The organism is Cytobacillus sp. ABV4_503 (assembly GCF_056158445.1).
In genome coordinates, this window is sequence record NZ_JBSWTH010000001.1 from 3,619,378 (window position 1) to 3,635,387 (window position 16,010).

The 16,010-nt window shown below is 41.3% G+C and carries 17 protein-coding genes and 1 other annotated feature; all 17 genes read right to left on the reverse strand.

Features of this window, described 5'->3' with window-relative positions:
- Positions 1-15 precede the first annotated feature (15 nt).
- Entirely contained in the window at positions 16-2,088 is a 2,073-nt protein-coding gene (glyS, locus tag ACXAD1_RS18265) for a glycine--tRNA ligase subunit beta (protein ID WP_474910707.1), read from the reverse strand.
- The gene (glyQ, locus tag ACXAD1_RS18270) at positions 2,081-2,971 is read right to left on the reverse strand and encodes a glycine--tRNA ligase subunit alpha (RefSeq protein WP_113882800.1); all 891 of its coding nucleotides are present in this window, start codon (positions 2,969-2,971) and stop codon (positions 2,081-2,083) included. The genes glyS and glyQ overlap by 8 nt, the downstream gene beginning before the upstream one ends.
- Before the next feature lie 116 nt (positions 2,972-3,087).
- Positions 3,088-3,273: a binding site (T-box leader), on the reverse strand.
- Between the two features lie 82 nt (positions 3,274-3,355).
- On the reverse strand, positions 3,356-4,111 hold the full coding sequence (recO, locus tag ACXAD1_RS18275; protein WP_206838790.1) for a DNA repair protein RecO: 756 nt from the start codon (positions 4,109-4,111) through the stop codon (positions 3,356-3,358).
- A gap of 30 nt (positions 4,112-4,141) precedes the next feature.
- Positions 4,142-4,285, reverse strand: coding sequence for a YqzL family protein (locus ACXAD1_RS18280; protein WP_009332996.1), 144 nt, complete (start codon positions 4,283-4,285; stop codon positions 4,142-4,144).
- 160 nt (positions 4,286-4,445) lie between these two features.
- The gene (era, locus tag ACXAD1_RS18285) at positions 4,446-5,366 is read right to left on the reverse strand and encodes a GTPase Era (RefSeq protein ID WP_206838791.1); all 921 of its coding nucleotides are present in this window, start codon (positions 5,364-5,366) and stop codon (positions 4,446-4,448) included.
- Positions 5,359-5,802, reverse strand: coding sequence for a cytidine deaminase (locus ACXAD1_RS18290; protein ID WP_211202479.1), 444 nt, complete (start codon positions 5,800-5,802; stop codon positions 5,359-5,361). The genes era and ACXAD1_RS18290 overlap by 8 nt, the downstream gene beginning before the upstream one ends.
- Before the next feature lie 365 nt (positions 5,803-6,167).
- Positions 6,168-6,575 (reverse strand): diacylglycerol kinase family protein, encoded by a 408-nt coding sequence (locus ACXAD1_RS18295; protein ID WP_206838794.1) that lies wholly within the window; start codon positions 6,573-6,575, stop codon positions 6,168-6,170.
- Positions 6,553-7,023, reverse strand: coding sequence for an rRNA maturation RNase YbeY (gene ybeY / locus ACXAD1_RS18300; protein ID WP_206838795.1), 471 nt, complete (start codon positions 7,021-7,023; stop codon positions 6,553-6,555). The genes ACXAD1_RS18295 and ybeY overlap by 23 nt, the downstream gene beginning before the upstream one ends.
- On the reverse strand, positions 7,020-9,212 hold the full coding sequence (locus ACXAD1_RS18305; protein WP_206838796.1) for an HD family phosphohydrolase: 2,193 nt from the start codon (positions 9,210-9,212) through the stop codon (positions 7,020-7,022). The genes ybeY and ACXAD1_RS18305 overlap by 4 nt, the downstream gene beginning before the upstream one ends.
- Before the next feature lie 242 nt (positions 9,213-9,454).
- Positions 9,455-10,420: a PhoH family protein gene (locus tag ACXAD1_RS18310; protein ID WP_206838798.1), complete on the reverse strand. Its 966-nt coding sequence runs from the start codon at positions 10,418-10,420 to the stop codon at positions 9,455-9,457.
- Positions 10,417-11,610: a sporulation protein YqfD gene (gene yqfD, locus ACXAD1_RS18315; protein WP_206838800.1), complete on the reverse strand. Its 1,194-nt coding sequence runs from the start codon at positions 11,608-11,610 to the stop codon at positions 10,417-10,419. The genes ACXAD1_RS18310 and yqfD overlap by 4 nt, the downstream gene beginning before the upstream one ends.
- Before the next feature lie 18 nt (positions 11,611-11,628).
- Positions 11,629-11,919: a sporulation protein YqfC gene (gene yqfC, locus ACXAD1_RS18320; protein ID WP_035331147.1), complete on the reverse strand. Its 291-nt coding sequence runs from the start codon at positions 11,917-11,919 to the stop codon at positions 11,629-11,631.
- A gap of 167 nt (positions 11,920-12,086) precedes the next feature.
- Positions 12,087-12,566 carry a hypothetical protein gene (locus ACXAD1_RS18325; protein WP_474910708.1) on the reverse strand — a complete coding sequence of 160 codons (480 nt, stop codon included), beginning with the start codon at positions 12,564-12,566 and terminating at the stop codon, positions 12,087-12,089.
- A gap of 34 nt (positions 12,567-12,600) precedes the next feature.
- Entirely contained in the window at positions 12,601-13,599 is a 999-nt protein-coding gene (floA, locus tag ACXAD1_RS18330) for a flotillin-like protein FloA (RefSeq protein WP_206838804.1), read from the reverse strand.
- A 20-nt stretch (positions 13,600-13,619) separates the two neighbouring features.
- A complete protein-coding gene (locus tag ACXAD1_RS18335) occupies positions 13,620-14,951 on the reverse strand; it encodes an NfeD family protein (protein WP_206838805.1) in 1,332 nt (443 codons plus the stop codon).
- Between the two features lie 251 nt (positions 14,952-15,202).
- Positions 15,203-15,646 carry a GatB/YqeY domain-containing protein gene (locus tag ACXAD1_RS18340; protein ID WP_206838806.1) on the reverse strand — a complete coding sequence of 148 codons (444 nt, stop codon included), beginning with the start codon at positions 15,644-15,646 and terminating at the stop codon, positions 15,203-15,205.
- A gap of 15 nt (positions 15,647-15,661) precedes the next feature.
- Complete coding sequence (gene rpsU / locus ACXAD1_RS18345; RefSeq protein ID WP_009333009.1) at positions 15,662-15,835, reverse strand: 30S ribosomal protein S21; 174 nt, start codon at positions 15,833-15,835, stop codon at positions 15,662-15,664.
- Between the last annotated feature and the right edge of the window lie 175 nt (positions 15,836-16,010).

The window sequence follows — 16,010 nt, forward strand, 5'->3', positions numbered from 1 at the left end:
CAAAATTTAAGCTCGTTACTTAACTATAATTTCGTTCATATTTGCAAATTCCTTTATCACATCAGCCAGATTTGCCATCTGGTGCAGCCTGTTGCTGCGAATTTCCTGATTCTCATCCATAACCATAGTATGCTCGAAGTATTGATCAATTTCAGGTTTCATGCTTATTAGCAGGTTAAAGGCAGCTTCTTCTGTAACCTCTTTTCTTAATTCCTCGTTCACTGACAAATATTTGTTGAACAGAGCTTTTTCGTATTCGTTTTCAAATAAGCTGCTATCTATGTCACCTTTATTCTCAGCCTTAGAAGCAATGTTGATAACTCGGCTAAGAGCTTCAATGCTTTCCTTGAAACCTTCAGCATCCTTTTGGGATTCCAATACTTCAGCTCTTTTTACAAGTGAAGGCACGGAACGGATTTCACTGCCTAAAACAGCTTCAATTAAGTCATAGCGCACTGCCTTTTCCTGGAGCATATATTTAATTCTTAATTTAAAGAAAGAAACCAGTTCCTGCATTAATTCACCTTTTGATTTCTTTCCAATCTGAGAATTAAGAACAGACTCAGTAGATAATGCAATCAATTCTTCGAGTTTCAAATCCCAGTTTTTTGCCAATAAAGTCTGGATCACACCCGTTGCCTGCCTTCTTAAAGCATATGGATCCTGTGAGCCGCTTGGGATAATCCCTATTGCAAAGGAAGACACAATTGTGTCCAGCTTTTCAGCAATAGACAGTACTGCACCAGCATCACTTGCAGGCGTCTGGTCCTCTGCATTGCGCGGCATATAATGTTCATTGATTGCACGCGCCACAGCTTCCTTTTCACCTTTTTGCATGGCGTATTTTTCCCCCATAAAACCTTGCAGCTCAGGAAATTCATAAACCATATGCGAAACAAGGTCGAACTTGCTGATTTCAGCAGCCCGGTCTGTCACGGCCTTTGCTTCATCACTGAAATGAAGATTCTCACTCAGTTTAGCTGCCAGCTGGCGAACACGGTCCACCTTCTCAGCAAGAGTTCCAATTTCTTCATGGTAAACAATGTTTCTAAGTTTTTCCAGCGATACCGCAATTTCCGTTTTTTGGTCTTCCCTGTAGAAGAAAGCTGCATCAGAAAGTCTTGCCCGTAATACTTTCTCATTTCCTTTAGCCACTTTCTCCAAGTGTTCATGTGATCCATTTCGGACAGTAACAAAGTAAGGAAGCAGCTTGCCCTCTTTGGATTTTACCGGAAAATAGCGCTGGTGTTCCTTCATGGAAGTAATTAAAACCTCTTCCGGAAGCTCCAGGTATTCCTCTTCAAACTGGCCATATAATGCTGTCGGGTACTCAACAAGATTGTTTACTTCTTCCAATAAATCTTCATCGACAGGGATCACCCAGTCATTCTCTTCTTCAATTTTTTCCAATTGTGATAGAATAGCACTTTTTCTTTCCTGAGGGTTAGTTATCACATATTGCGACAGCAGGGACTTTTCATAATCAGAAGGATTGTTAATTTCAATCTCTTCACCCAGAAAACGGTGGCCCCTAGTAAGGTTTGAAGTCTGAACATTCGTGATTGCAAAAGGAATGACTTCATTTCCGAATAATGCCATAAGCCATTTGATCGGCCTGATAAAACGCAGTTCCTGGTTTGCCCAGCGCATATTCTTTGGGAATGATAACGAGGTAACAATCTGCTGGAGTTCCGGCAGCAGGGCTGCTGTTTCTTTCCCTTTAATAAATTTGCTGACATGGGCATATTCAACCCCATTAATTTCTTTAAAGAATATATCTTCAACAGAAGCCCCCTGGCCCCGGCTGAATCCAACCGCAGCTTTAGACCATTCTCCATCCTCGGTTAAGGCGATTTTTTTTGCAGGTCCTTTCGCTTCCTCATTTATGTCCTCCTGGGCGGTATCTACTCCCGTTACAAGAACAGCCAAACGGCGTGGAGAAGAGAAGGCGCTGATATCGTCAAAGGATATTTTCTTATCCAAAAGCCATGATTTCACTTTATCTGAAAGCTGATTCATTGAATTAGTGACAAATCTGGCAGGCATTTCTTCGAGTCCAATTTCCAGCAGTAGATCTTTCTTATTCATGAGATCCTTCCTCCTTATCCTTTAAAATTGGGAAGCCAAGTTTTTCTCTCTCTTCATAAAAAGTTTTGGCTACTTTTCTGGCCAGATTTCGGCATCGTGCGATATAGCCTGTTCTTTCTGTTACAGAAATCGCTCCCCTTGCATCAAGCAGATTAAAAGTATGGGAGCATTTTAATACATAGTCATATGCTGGGTGCACAAGTCCTTCATCCATTTGTCTATGTGCTTCTTTTTCATAAATATTGAACAAATTAAAGAGCATTTCCTGATCAGACGTTTCAAATGTGTATTTCGAATGCTCGAACTCAGGCTGCAGGAAAATATCTCTAACCGTAAACCCGTCAGTCCATTCAAGGTCAAACACATTTTCCTTGTCCTGAATGTAAGATGCGAGCCTTTCAATTCCGTATGTAATCTCAACAGATACAGGCTTACATTCCAATCCGCCTACCTGCTGGAAATATGTGAACTGCGTTATTTCCATGCCATCAAGCCAAACTTCCCATCCTAAGCCTGCACAGCCCAGAGAAGGATTTTCCCAGTTATCTTCTACAAACCGGATATCATGTTCAAGCGGATCAATGCCCAACGCTTTCAATGAATCAAGATACAGCTCCTGAATATTATCCGGCGATGGCTTCATGATCACCTGAAATTGATGATGCTGATAAAGCCGGTTTGGATTCTCTCCATAGCGCCCATCGGCCGGACGGCGTGAAGGCTCTACATAAGCCACATTCCAAGGCTCTGGTCCAATCGCCCTTAAAAATGTATACGGGCTCATTGTACCTGCCCCTTTTTCAGTGTCATAAGCCTGCATCAAGATACAACCCTGTTCAGACCAATGTTTTTGAAGTGTTAATATCATGTTTTGAATATTCATAGGACACCTCTTTCTTATTTGTTTTAAAGTAAAGCTTTATGGACTTAGCAGCTGTCTACCTATTGCGCTTCCGCCTTTCTGTGAACATAAAAAACTCCCGTCTCTATGCCCAATGGCATAGGGACGAGAGTTTACCCGCGGTTCCACCCTATTTGCTGCGATTTTGACCGCAGCCTCTTTTGTTGTCAATAGACAATATTGCTCTGGAACGCCCTTCCTTAACCATCTATGCCCGGCTCCCACTATCCCGGGTTCGCTTTAATTAGAAAATGTTAAGTACTCTTTTCCTTCACAGCAATTATATTTTATTAATTTGAATCATAGCGGAATGGATTTAAATTGTCAATAATAACAAAAGCCGAAACGCTATGCTTATAAAGAAACTCATTTCATTAAATCATTGAACTTTGCCATTTGATTCAAAAATTTTTTTGTCTTCAAGTTTAAGCCTGAATACTCTTCATAATAGGCAGAAATAATCTTTTTCAATTCAGCTTTGGTTTCAGGTTTGACAGAGATATTGCCGAGGCGGGACAAGTCAAAAAAGTAAAACAGGCGAAGCAGCTTAATTGTCGCCTGCGACACTTTAAAATGATAAGGATCCTTATCAAGGCAGCGGTGACAAATCAGGCCGTTTTCCCGGATAGAAAATGCAAAATGTCCGTCAGTGCTTCCGCAGACAGAACATTGATCAAGTACCGGATATAAACCCAGAGCATTCAGCATTTTCATTTCATAAATGTTTGTGAGAATTTCAGGGTCATATCCTTCGTTTATTAAATTTAGCGTTTGATGCAGCAATTCGAATAAAAATGGGTTAGGCTTCCTATCCTCGATGCTTTTATCAGTCAAATCGACAATATAGCTTGCATAAGCTGTCAGAAAAATATCTTCTTTAATGGACCGCATGGATGAAATCATGTCCCCCTGCTGCAGGGTACCCAAACCGCTTCCACGCTGAACTAAAAAATTCCCGTATGTAAAAAGCTGGGTGACAGCAGCAAGTCTGCTGTTTGGCTTTTTCGCACCTCGTGCCATCACACCAACTTTTCCCCATTCACGGGTATATAAAGTAACAATCTTATTTGTTTCACTATAGTTAGTTGTCCTGATGACGATGCCTTCACATTTATCAAGCAACTGTGACACCATCCCTGTCTTTCGACAAACCTATGAGATGGGAAAATCAGCTTCTGCTAGCTCTTCATCATTGCTGCCGGGTATATCCTGAGTTTCCTTTTCTAGCTCCTTGAAGAGAAGATATGTGTCAATATTTCCTGTCTGGGAAAACACTCTCCAGGTAAAATCCATCATCGAAAACCCCACCTTTCAGTTATTCAACTAGCAATTTCTTTTATCCCAATACATTTATCTATATCATAGCCTGTCTTTGTAAAATCATGAGACGAAAATATTGTCAATCACCTGTATGCATATAAACCAGAAATGAATAATACTTTAATTAGGGCCGGGTTTAGTACTCATCATCACGGAAGCCAAAGTCACGGAGCTGGGACATTTTATTCCGCCAGTCTTTTTGGACTTTGACCCAAAGCTCCAGAAAGACCTTTGACCCAAGAAGATTCTCAATATCAACCCTTGCTCTTTTTCCGATTTCCTTGAGCATTTTGCCTTGCTTTCCAATCACAATGCCCTTTTGGGAATCACGTTCCACAATGATAGTAGCCATTACATGAACGACATCCTTATCTTCGCGGCGCTCCATTTTATCAATGGTTACAGCAAGCGAGTGCGGTATTTCTTCTCTTGTTAAATGCAGCGCTTTTTCCCTGATCAGTTCGGAAACGATAAATCTCTCCGGGTGATCCGTTACTTGATCAGCCGGATAAAACTGCGGCCCTTCCGGAATATATTCTTTAATCTGTCCTAACAGCGTCTCAACATTATTGCCTTCTAAAGCAGAAATAGGGATAATTTCGCTGAACCCGTACTTTTCCTTGTAAGACTCAATAATTTTAAGTAGTTCATCTGGATGTACCTGGTCAATCTTATTGATTACAAGGAAAATCGGTGTACGGACTGACTGAAATTTCTCAAGTATGAATTCTTCACCGCGTCCAAAGCCTTCCTGTGCATTTACCATAAACAGGATGACATCCACTTCTTTAAGTGTATTTTGGGCAACTTTCATCATAAAGTCTCCCAGTTTATGCTTTGGCTTATGGATTCCTGGCGTATCGATAAAAATATATTGTGCGTCATTGGTTGTCAGGACACCCTGAACTTTATTCCGCGTTGTTTGCGGTTTATCGCTCATAATCGCAATCTTCTGCCCAATTACGCGATTTAAGAACGTTGACTTTCCTACGTTCGGTCTGCCGATTATGGAAATAAACCCTGATTTGTGTCCTTTTGGTGTCGTAGTGTTATTCATGTAAATCCTCCGGTGAAAATGCTCCTGGCAGTAATTCTTCAACTGTTAATTCCTTAATATCCCCTTTTAAATTGGTTAAAACCACTTTCATTTCAGGCGGACATAATTCGGCTATTACCTGTCTGCATGCACCGCATGGGGGAACAGGACGGTCTGTGTCAGCAACTACAGCTATGGCTGAAAAACTTTTTACGCCATCAGAATACGCTTTAAAAAGCGCAGTCCTCTCAGCACAATTACACATGCTGTACGCAGCATTTTCGATGTTGCAGCCATGAAAGACCTGCCCGTCACTGCTTAGTAGTGCTGCTCCTACTTTGAATTTTGAATATGGCACATATGCTCTATCTCTTGCAATCTTTGCTTCTTTTATTAGTTGATCGCTGTTCACAAATATTTCTTCCTTTCCTGTAAAGCGAGTTGCTCCCCACGCCATTAATAACCAATATTTGGAACTGTAATGGGCCTAGTTAGATTGAGCAGAGACGCTCAATAGCTTCTTCTGTAAGAAGCAGCCGCTTCTCTTTTATTTTACAACATTTTACTTTGATTTTCATCGTTTGTAGCAAAAACGTAATAAAAAAATTGAATTTTCTAAAAATATATAGGCTGATTAAATTTTGAACCAAGCCACCATTCTCAATGAGATTCCACAACATCTCCCCAGCCTGCAATATTAACTGCTGTTCTGTCATTTTAGCGGATTCAGTTGGCGTTTTCAAACACATGCTTATTTATTTCTGCAGAATCCTGTCAGGCTTTGCTGTTTATATGGAAAAAGCCAAAAAGCAAAGCTGCCCATCAGGACAGCTTCACATTACTGCAAAACATGAGAATTTTAGGAAGAAATATAACCCCGCCTATAATTACACTTACAATTGCATACACCAATACTGCTCCAGCAGCAATGTCCTTCGCTTGCTTTGCAAGGGGATGATAATCTTCTGTTGCCAGATCCACAACCCTTTCAATGGCTGTGTTCAGCAGTTCGAGTGAGAGCATGCCCCCGATGGCCAGGAGAATGATCATCCATTCAAAGCTGGAAATGCCAAAGAATACCCCAAAAATAATAACAGCTATCGACACCGCCAAGTGTATCTGCAGATTCCTTTCATCCAATATTGCTGTTCTAATGCCGGAAAAAGCAAACGAAAAGGATCTGAGGACACTATGTTTCCGGACCTTTCTATCTCGTGAGCCCGAATTCATCTAATATATCCTTTTGGCGGGAAAACATTTTTTTCTCATCTTCTGGATTTTCATGATCATAGCCAAGAAGATGAAGGAAGCCATGGACCGCCAAAAAACCAAGCTCCCTAATAAAAGAGTGTCCATACTCCTCCGCCTGCTCCTTCGCCTTCGCAACGGAGATAATTATATCCCCCAGGACTCTGGGCATATCGGCCCCTCTCAGTTCGATTTCACCTTCACCCAATTCTTCCATTGCGAAAGAAATAACATCTGTCGGCCGATCTTTATCCCGATACTCCCTGTTAATTTCGCGGATGCGCTCATTGGTCACAAATGTAATGGATACTTCGCTTCCCGGCTCCACAGATTCTTTAGAGGCAGCAAAATTAATAAGCTCTTCAATTTTGGCTATTTCATTTTCCTGAAGCTCATTTGTCTCATCCAAAAAGTCAATATTTAAATTCATGCCTGTTTCACCTTCTGTTTTGTCATTTCAGGATACTCTATACGTGAATGGAAAATTCCGTTTAACGTTTCGCAGAACGAGTGTGAAACGGTTTCCAGCTCTTTTAAGGTTAAATCACATTCATTCAGCTGTCCATCCTGAAGCCTGTCTGCGATAATCTTTTTGACCAGTTCCTCAATTTGTTCTGTTGTAGGGTGCGCCATGGAACGGACTGCGGCTTCTACACTATCAGCAATGCCGATTACTGCCGACTCTTTTGATTGCGGTTTTGGTCCCGGATAGCGGTAGTCCTCTTCCTTTACTTCCAGCCCATTCTGTTTTGCTTTGTAGTAAAAATATTTAAGCAATGTTGTTCCATGATGCTGCTCGGCGATATCTACTATCTCCTTCGGCATCTTATGCTTCCTCAGCATTTCAGCACCATCTGCAGCATGGGCGATAATAATATTCTTGCTTGTCTGCGGAGGGAGCCGATCATGCGGATTTTCAATATTAACCTGATTTTCGATAAAAAATTGAGGCCGCTTTGTTTTTCCGATGTCGTGATAATAGCAGCCCACCCTTGCGAGAAGGCCATTTGCACCAATAGCTTCACACGCTGACTCAGAAAGATTGGCAACCATTACACTATGATGGTAAGTTCCTGGAGACTCAGTCAGGATCTTTCTCAGCAGGGGATGATTAGGATTGGATAGCTCGATCAGCCTCATAGTAGACAATATTCCGAAGCCTGCCTCGAAATACGGCAGCAGGCCAATTGCCAGCACTGCAGACGAAATGCCTGAAATCAGAGCGATTACAAAGTAAAATCCATATTCAATCGTATCATAGTGACCGTTTCTTAAGAAAAGCATTGAAAAGATAACAAGTATGTTTACTGCAGATACAAATAAACCAGCCTGCAATATTTTGGAACGGCGATTCTGCTTGCTCAGAAACAATATGGCAGCCAAGCCGCTGCAGAGGATATAAATGGCTGATGTCAGCTGAAATGTGCCAGTGACACCTTCATTAAAAATTACGCTTCCTGTGATAGCCATAATGATCGTATAGTACATGGCAAGCTTTTCATCAATTAGTATTTTGATCAGCATAGCTCCCATAGCTGCAGGGTAAATGTATCCTATCTCTGAATAATCAGCATATTGGAATAGGCTGATGACCTTCATCAGCAATATGGATAAGATAAAAATAAGGCTAAACAGCAATAAATAACTTTGTTTTAATTCCCGCTGCACGTTCATTTCATGGAAATAATAATAAAGGGCCGATAAGACAATGACGATTATGAGCGATAATCCGATAAAAGGCTGAATCGAATTAACACTGTCAAGGAGTCCTACAAGTTCCAGCTGCCTGTATATGTCCCTGCTGATCAGCTGATTTTCTTCTACAATAATCTGTCCCTGCAGGATTTTAACCGGCTCGACACTCTCAACAGTCTGCTGCCGTAATTCTTCCGTGGCAGCAGGATCATAAAATTGATTTTGATATATAGCATAACGTCCCAGTTCTATTGCAGCTTTTTTCAAATCTGAATTTAAACTGGTAAACTTTAGTTCTTCTTCAACACGCTTTTTCGCGTTCTCCACTTGTTCAGCCGGAATTTCATTATTCATAATTTTATTGATGGCCGTTACCGTAAGGTCTTTTGCAATGCTCAGCTCTCCTTCCTTTGCCTGCAGCAAAGAAAGGAAAACACCATCTGATACCTCTCTTGTTACGTCATCAGTGAGCTTTTCTTTAACCATGGCCAATTTATCTTCAGGACCAGGGTCTGCAGGGTCTGGTGCCCCTGCCTCTTTATCAGCCTCATTTGAAGCAGCTTTCTCTTTCTTTTCCATCTCTTCTTTTACTTCATCGTTCACTTCCGATACGGAACCGAAAATGGAGGTAACCAGGTCAACTCTGTTTTGTGCAATCTCTTTTTTAACAACGTAAATATCCTTAACGTTATTTTCTGCTTCTTTTCTCTTTCTTTCTGTGCTTGCTTTATCCTCAACTGTTATCGGTGACCTTATAGTCTGTTCAGCAACAGAGAACAGGCCTAAATCCAGCTTTTCAGGCTTTACATTGCTATACATGGAAAAATACATAACAATACCCAAGAGAATAAATAAGAGAACACGAAAAAAGGTCATATTAAGCAAATTTCTGATTGTAGTCATACTCTGCTGAAGGTTTGGCACATTTACCCCTCCTGTCCTGGGTAAAAAAATTCCAACAAACTTAAATATGCATTTCAGTATTAATTATGTAAAATCATATCAGTTTTTCTAAAGGTTTTCACCAAGAAAAAGGCCTATCTATTAACAGGTTACCTAAACATTTCATTAATAGCAAATAATTCCATGGTGATTCCTGTTATTCATTTATTCCGCTGAATTATTTTACTCAATGAAAAAACCGCCAAAGTCGGCGGCTTAACGGTTCACTGATGATTTTCTTTTTCGTATGCCTGGATAATCCTGGCCACAAGCGGATGCCGAACAACATCACTCTGTTCCAAATGAACGAATGATAGCCCGCTTACACCCTTGAGAATATCTTCAGCCATTATCAGGCCGGATTTTACTCCCTTTGGAAGGTCAACTTGCGTTTTGTCTCCAGTAATAATCATTTTTGAGCCGAAGCCCAGCCGGGTTAGAAACATTTTCATCTGGGCTTGAGTGGTATTTTGCGCTTCATCCAGGATCACAAAGGCATCATCTAAAGTTCTTCCGCGCATGTACGCCAGCGGTGCAATTTCAATCGTGCCTCTTTCAATCATTCTTTGTGTATGCTCTGCACCTAAAATATCATGCAAAGCATCATACAATGGCCTTAAATAAGGATCGACTTTTTCCTTTAGATCCCCCGGCAGAAACCCAAGGCTCTCGCCCGCTTCGACTGCAGGACGGGTTAGGATAATCCTTTTCACATTCCCATTTTTCAAAGCATTTACGGCCATGACAACAGCCAAATAGGTCTTGCCTGTTCCTGCCGGACCTATGCCAAAAACCAGGTCATTTCTGCGGATTGCTTGAATATATTGACGCTGGCCTAATGTCTTAACACGAATGGACTTGCCTTTTGCATTTTTTGTAATTTCTTCTTCATATAAATCACTGAAGTACTCAAGTGTACCCTTATGAGCCATTTGAAGAGCATACATAACGTCTCTCTGACTTATATTTATCCCTTTCCGGATTACATAAAGCAGTTTATCCAGAACCTTTCCAACCAGTTCTACCTTGTCCATTTCTCCAGACACAAAAACAGATTCTCCTCTGGTTACAATGGAAACATTCAGTTCTTGCTCAATAATTTTTAGGTTTGCATCCGAATTTCCCAATAGGGCAATTGCTTCGTTTGGGTCTTCCAGCTGCAGGTTCATTGTTTTCAAGTCTTCTGTCATTCCGAATCTCCTTGAATAATTGGTTGTCCTTCTGCAATATTCTCAATAATTTGGAAATGTATTGCTATTGTTACTTTACCATTGTCAATTGATTGGTGCAAAACTTTTTCTCCCATAACTTTAGCATTTTCATCTAAGCTGCTTTTTATTTTTTTTCTTGCCAAATCTTTCGCTGCTTCAAATGCCTCTTTATTGGAATATATTCTTGTGACTTGCTCCCTTTCACGGAACGTTTTATTCACATATGAAATAGGTAGCTCCCACTTCAGGAATTTTACTCTTTTTTCATTTTCCTCTAACTCATACTCTTCAAACTCCGGGCTCCCAAATCCCCATATTGGAATTTCAAGGTTTCCGACCGTAAGTGCATGCTTGACTTTTTCATTGCCGCTGAAGACTTTGAAAGTGCTCTTAAGCGGAAGAATGACTTCAGATTTATACCATGTCTCCCCAAAAATCTCCCCTTTCGAAGGAACAGTCTCTGTTTGGCCCTCTTTCCCGATTATCCCTGAGACCAAAAGCTGTCCTGGCTGAACATGATCGTGTATATCAACGACTGGACGCCCTTCTTCGACAAACATATCTACAATGACTGCTTTCTTCTTCGCTACCAAATGACGCGGACTTAAATACTCAGGCTTATTAGGCTCATTTTTCTCTACGACCTGCAAATGGTAGGTTGTCCCTTTTAACTCCACACCGACCCAAGTAATGGCTTCAATATTGTTTGAAAGATTACGCTGGATAGATTCCACATTATCTACAAAGAACTGCAGCTTTCCTTTCTTAACCCCCATCTTGTCCAATTCTTTGATGATCTGATATTCAGTAGCAGGATTTGCACCCTTAATCTCTATTCCCCAAACCATATTGGATAATAGGAGAATGACTGCAAAAAACGCGAGGGCACCAGCAGCAAATCCACTGTTTTTAAGCAGCCTTTTCACAAGGAATGGAGCTCCTGCCCGCTGCAGGAACTCGATTCTGCAATCGCTGTTCCTGGCGTGGCTCCTTATTTTTTTGGCATCTTCCAATTTCATTTTGAAGGTGACTGATTGTGTTCCATGGTTTTTCACATTCCAGATATTGATTCCGCTGCGGGTAAGCGCATTAATGAATCTTTCTATTCCCTTCCCGCTTGCTTTAACTGTTACAAGGCCCCTGTAAAATTCGATCCACTGGTTCTTCATTTCCTTCCCCCTGAATTCTTAATCAGTGTCTGTAATATAAGTAACTGAGTCAATTTTCCCCTCCAGCAATATTTCTTCTGGCAGTATCGTTTTTATAACGAAAGCTTTCCCTCTAATTAAAAGCTGCCCCTGTTTCAAAAGCAGTCTTAATTCCTTATCTGAAAAAGCCAATAATCCCCTGTGGTTCTCTATATAGATATGGATTTGCCCAATCATAGTGATGCGGGGCAAATCCATCATGACATCTTGAGGAAGCTCCATATTTTTAGTCATCCAGCCGCGGACGAATTGTCCCCACTTTTTTGCCATAAAAAAAGAACCCCCTTTCATCTCATATTTATGAAATGAAAGGAGGTTCTAGCACTTATTTTTGATAAGAATAGAATGTATCAATTCTGAAATTAGATAACTGTCTAGCGCAAGCTGCCTGCCCCCCGAGTTCATTGTCGGGGATGGGCAAGGCGCTTCCGCTTTTCTTATTGCTTCCTGTTCAGGGATCGGTGAGGATTTTTTGATCTTGGAGGTCCAAGGATTTCAGACCAGATAATTCCGTCAACAAGCGACTGTTTCCGAGGCTCCAAACTCCTTGCTCCTGAGGCTTCCTTTGGGTACTCTGCGTTTTTATTGGAAGCTGATTGCGCTAATGCATTTGTTTTTCTTTCGGCAGCTCTCCGCTGATTCTGAAGAGCTTTCATGCTTTCTTCAGCCTTCTGTTTACGCTGCCTGTATTCTTCTTCTATTCTTCTGGCTTTCTCTGCCTGCTGCCTTTTTTCTTCTTTTAGCGCTTCGGCCAAAGCAGAATCTGCAGAAGTTCTTTCTGCCTGTGTCCGCTGCTCCTGCTGTACTGAACGGGGAGTCTGTTTAACAGGCTTTTCCTCCTTCTTTTTTTTGAAAAAGGAGGAAATAAAAGCGATTAGGGCAATGAGAATAAAAGGATTCTCCAATAAGAATTCCAAGAGAGTTTCCTCCCTTCTCCCAATAGGGGATCATTTAGTCATTTTTGCGGCCATTTTTGCCGTCATCACTCATATTGCCGATTGAGTCCCTCATTTCGGTATCAGCTGAGATGTTTTGGATATTCATATAATCCATTACACCAATATTTCCGGAACGGAGCGCTTCTGACATGGCAAGCGGCACCTGAGCCTCTGCTTCCACAACCTTCGCTCGCATTTCTTCAACGCGAGCCTTCATTTCCTGTTCTTGAGCTACCGCCATTGCACGTCTTTCTTCCGCTTTAGCCTGGGCAATCTTCTTATCCGCCTCTGCTTGTTCAGTCTGAAGTTCCGCACCGATATTTTTACCGATATCCACGTCCGCGATATCAATGGAAAGGATTTCAAAGGCAGTCCCAGCATCCAGGCCTTTCGAGAGAACCGTCTGAGAGATCATATCAGGATTTTCGAGTACTTTCTTATGGTCAGTCTGTGAACCAATTGTAGAGACAATCCCCTCACCAACACGCGCCACAATTGTTTCCTCTCCGGCTCCCCCGACTAGACGGTCAATATTTGCCCGGACGGTAATTCGCGCTTTCGCCTTCACTTCAATACCATCCATCGCCACACCTGCAATGAAAGGAGTTTCAATTACTTTTGGGTTAACGCTCATCTGAACAGCTTCCAACACGTCACGCCCTGCCAAGTCGATGGCAGCGCTGCGTTCAAAGCTTAAATCAATATTTGCACGGTGTGCTGCAATTAATGCATTGACAACTCTATCAACATTTCCTCCTGCCAAGTAATGGCTTTCCAGCTGGTTTGTTGATACATCAAGCCCTGCCTTATGTGCTTTGATTAACGGGTTAATAACACGGCTTGGTATAACCCGGCGAAGCCTCATTCCTATTAATGTAAAGATACTGACTCTGACACCGGCAGCCAATGCTGAAATCCACAGCATTACAGGTACAAAGGTGAATAATATCCCAAGTAAAATGACACCCAGTACAACGGCAACCAGAACAAATACTGTCCCTGCTTCTAACATATTCCTACCTCCTGATGATTTTATTTATCTAAATCAAGATTAGATACTTCCCTTACAACAATACGTGAGCCTTCTGCTTTAACAACTTTTACTTTTGCCCCTTTAAGGATAAAGCCTCCCTCACTGACAACGTCAATCCGCTCATCCGCGATGACAACTGTACCAGATGGCCTTAGGGCTGTAAGTGCATAACCCTCAAGGCCAATCAGTTCAAGTCTGCTCTTATTTGAAATATAGCCTTTTTCTGTATTTGTGCTATCGGTTAATATTATTTTTTTGAAGAATTTCATTTTTTTACCAAACACCTTTATCATTAATATAGATGCCAATATTGAAACTCCCATAGCAATTAAAATAGACATTCCCATATGGGCTGCATTGTCAGCAGCCAGGAACAGGCTGCCCAGTACTGCTGCTATTCCAGCTATTCCTGCAACTCCTCCAGGAAGGAAAAACTCAGCTATTATTAAACCTATACCTATTACAAACAAAATTAAAGTTTCATATCCTGCCAGGCCGGCCACCATATGGCCATAAAAGAAAAGGAGCAGAGCCGATAACCCCATGAACCCAGGAATGCCGAAGCCCGGTGAATACAGCTCCAGAACAAGCCCGAGGCTTCCGATAGATAATAGAATTGGTATAACGACAGGATGGGTAATAAAACGGGCCACCTTTTCTGCAAAGCTTTCATCAATTGTCTGTATAGCAGCTCCCTCAAACCCGAGCACTTTCAGTAAATCCGCTCTTGAATCTACTGTGCCCTCCGAATAACCCACCTCTTTAGCCTGTTCAGCTGTTAGGGTAAGAAGCTTTCCCTTCGGCGCTCCTAAATCTGGCAGATCCACCGATTCATCTGCCATAGCAAGTGCATAAACAGGATCTCTATCCGTTTGTGAGGCAGCACTCTGCATAGCTGCAAACCAGTATGATTCCGCTTTCTTGCCAGCCGTATTACCCTGCTGGTCAATAATCGCTGCTGAACCCATTGTTGAACCCGGGACCATGTATATTTCATCCGTATTCAATGCTATATAGGCACCTGCGGATAAGGCCTGCTTATTAACAAAAGATATTGTTTTTACATTTGTCGAGGTTAACAGCCTTCCGATTTGCCCGGCTGCATCCACTGCCCCTCCGGGTGTATTTATTTCAAATATTATGGCTGAGGCATTTTCTTCTTCAGCTGTGTGGACCGCTCTATTTAAAAATGCATAAAGCCCTTTTTCCACAGTTTCTTCAATAGGAACAATCAGCACTTTTTCATTATTGGCTTTTCCTTGAAAAGGGCTTCCCAAAAGCAGCAGAGCAAAGAACAATGAAAAGGCGGTTATTGCTCTTCTGGCAATCAAAACATTCCCCCCTTTAACCGCAAAATTGATTCTATATGTATTTACGATTCAATCATTAAAAAGTTTCATTTTTATTTTTCAATATAATTAGTATTTACAAAGCGGCTGCATTATAAGTATAACCAAGAAATGAACGTAAATCATTCCAGCAGTGTTTAGGCTTTCATAGACTAAAGGATACGAATAAGATAAGTGAACACCAAATAAAAAAGACCGTCAGCCAATGGCTTTCGGTCTTTTATTGCATAGTTTTATGAAAGGTGTTGTTGTACAAGTTTATTTACAAGTGAACCATCTGCTTTGCCTTTTACCTTAGGCATAATAGCAGCCATCACTTTTCCCATATCAGCTTTTGAAGAAGCACCCGTTTCAGCAACCGTTTCTGCAACAATTTTTGAAACTTCATCTTCTGAGAGCTGTTTTGGCATATATAATTCGACATACTGAAGTTCAGTACGAATTTTTTCAACAAGATCTTCACGACCTGCTTTTTCAAATTCATGGAGGGAATCCTTGCGTTGTTTAACTTCGCGAGAAAGGACAGTCAGCTCCTGTTCTTCGTTAAGCTCTTCACCAAGCTTGATTGCTTCGTTTTGAAGCGAAGCTTTAATCATACGAATGACAGTTAGCTTTTCTTTTTCTTTATTCCTCATCGCTTGTTTCATATCTTCATTTAAACGCTCGAGAAGACTCATTACATACACCCTCTCTTACCACTTACGCTTTCTAGCAGCCTCAGACTTTTTCTTACGTTTAATACTAGGTTTTTCGTAGAATTCGCGCTTTCTTGCTTCCTGCAAAGTACCAGTTTTTGATACTGAACGTTTGAAGCGACGAAGAGCATCTTCAAGCGATTCGTTTTTACGAACGACGGTTTTAGACATTCTCTTTCCCTCCCTCCGAGCACAACACACTTACATCAACAACATGGTTTATTCCATGTACCTTGCAATTATAATATAACAGCTTATCGAGGTCAACAGTAATTAGCCTGCTATAGGATTAGTTTTTATTTGGTTGTGATTGTTTTATACCCCGTTCATGACAAGCTAAACAATT

What these genes read in the sequence shown, in the direction of transcription:
- glyS (WP_474910707.1), bottom strand. Translation starts at nt 2,088, where the DNA reads ATGAATAAGAAAGATCTACTGCTGGAAATTGGACTCGAAGAAATGCCT.
- glyQ (WP_113882800.1), bottom strand. Translation starts at nt 2,971, where the DNA reads ATGAATATTCAAAACATGATATTAACACTTCAAAAACATTGGTCTGAA.
- ACXAD1_RS18280 (WP_009332996.1), bottom strand. Translation starts at nt 4,285, where the DNA reads ATGATGGATTTTACCTGGAGAGTGTTTTCCCAGACAGGAAATATTGAC.
- era (WP_206838791.1), bottom strand. Translation starts at nt 5,366, where the DNA reads ATGAATAACACTACGACACCAAAAGGACACAAATCAGGGTTTATTTCC.
- ACXAD1_RS18290 (WP_211202479.1), bottom strand. Translation starts at nt 5,802, where the DNA reads ATGGCGTGGGGAGCAACTCGCTTTACAGGAAAGGAAGAAATATTTGTG.
- ACXAD1_RS18295 (WP_206838794.1), bottom strand. Translation starts at nt 6,575, where the DNA reads ATGAATTCGGGCTCACGAGATAGAAAGGTCCGGAAACATAGTGTCCTC.
- ybeY (WP_206838795.1), bottom strand. Translation starts at nt 7,023, where the DNA reads ATGAATTTAAATATTGACTTTTTGGATGAGACAAATGAGCTTCAGGAA.
- ACXAD1_RS18310 (WP_206838798.1), bottom strand. Translation starts at nt 10,420, where the DNA reads ATGACAGAAGACTTGAAAACAATGAACCTGCAGCTGGAAGACCCAAAC.
- yqfD (WP_206838800.1), bottom strand. Translation starts at nt 11,610, where the DNA reads ATGAAGAACCAGTGGATCGAATTTTACAGGGGCCTTGTAACAGTTAAA.
- yqfC (WP_035331147.1), bottom strand. Translation starts at nt 11,919, where the DNA reads ATGGCAAAAAAGTGGGGACAATTCGTCCGCGGCTGGATGACTAAAAAT.
- floA (WP_206838804.1), bottom strand. Translation starts at nt 13,599, where the DNA reads ATGTTAGAAGCAGGGACAGTATTTGTTCTGGTTGCCGTTGTACTGGGT.
- ACXAD1_RS18340 (WP_206838806.1), bottom strand. Translation starts at nt 15,646, where the DNA reads ATGAGTCTTCTCGAGCGTTTAAATGAAGATATGAAACAAGCGATGAGG.
- rpsU (WP_009333009.1), bottom strand. Translation starts at nt 15,835, where the DNA reads ATGTCTAAAACCGTCGTTCGTAAAAACGAATCGCTTGAAGATGCTCTT.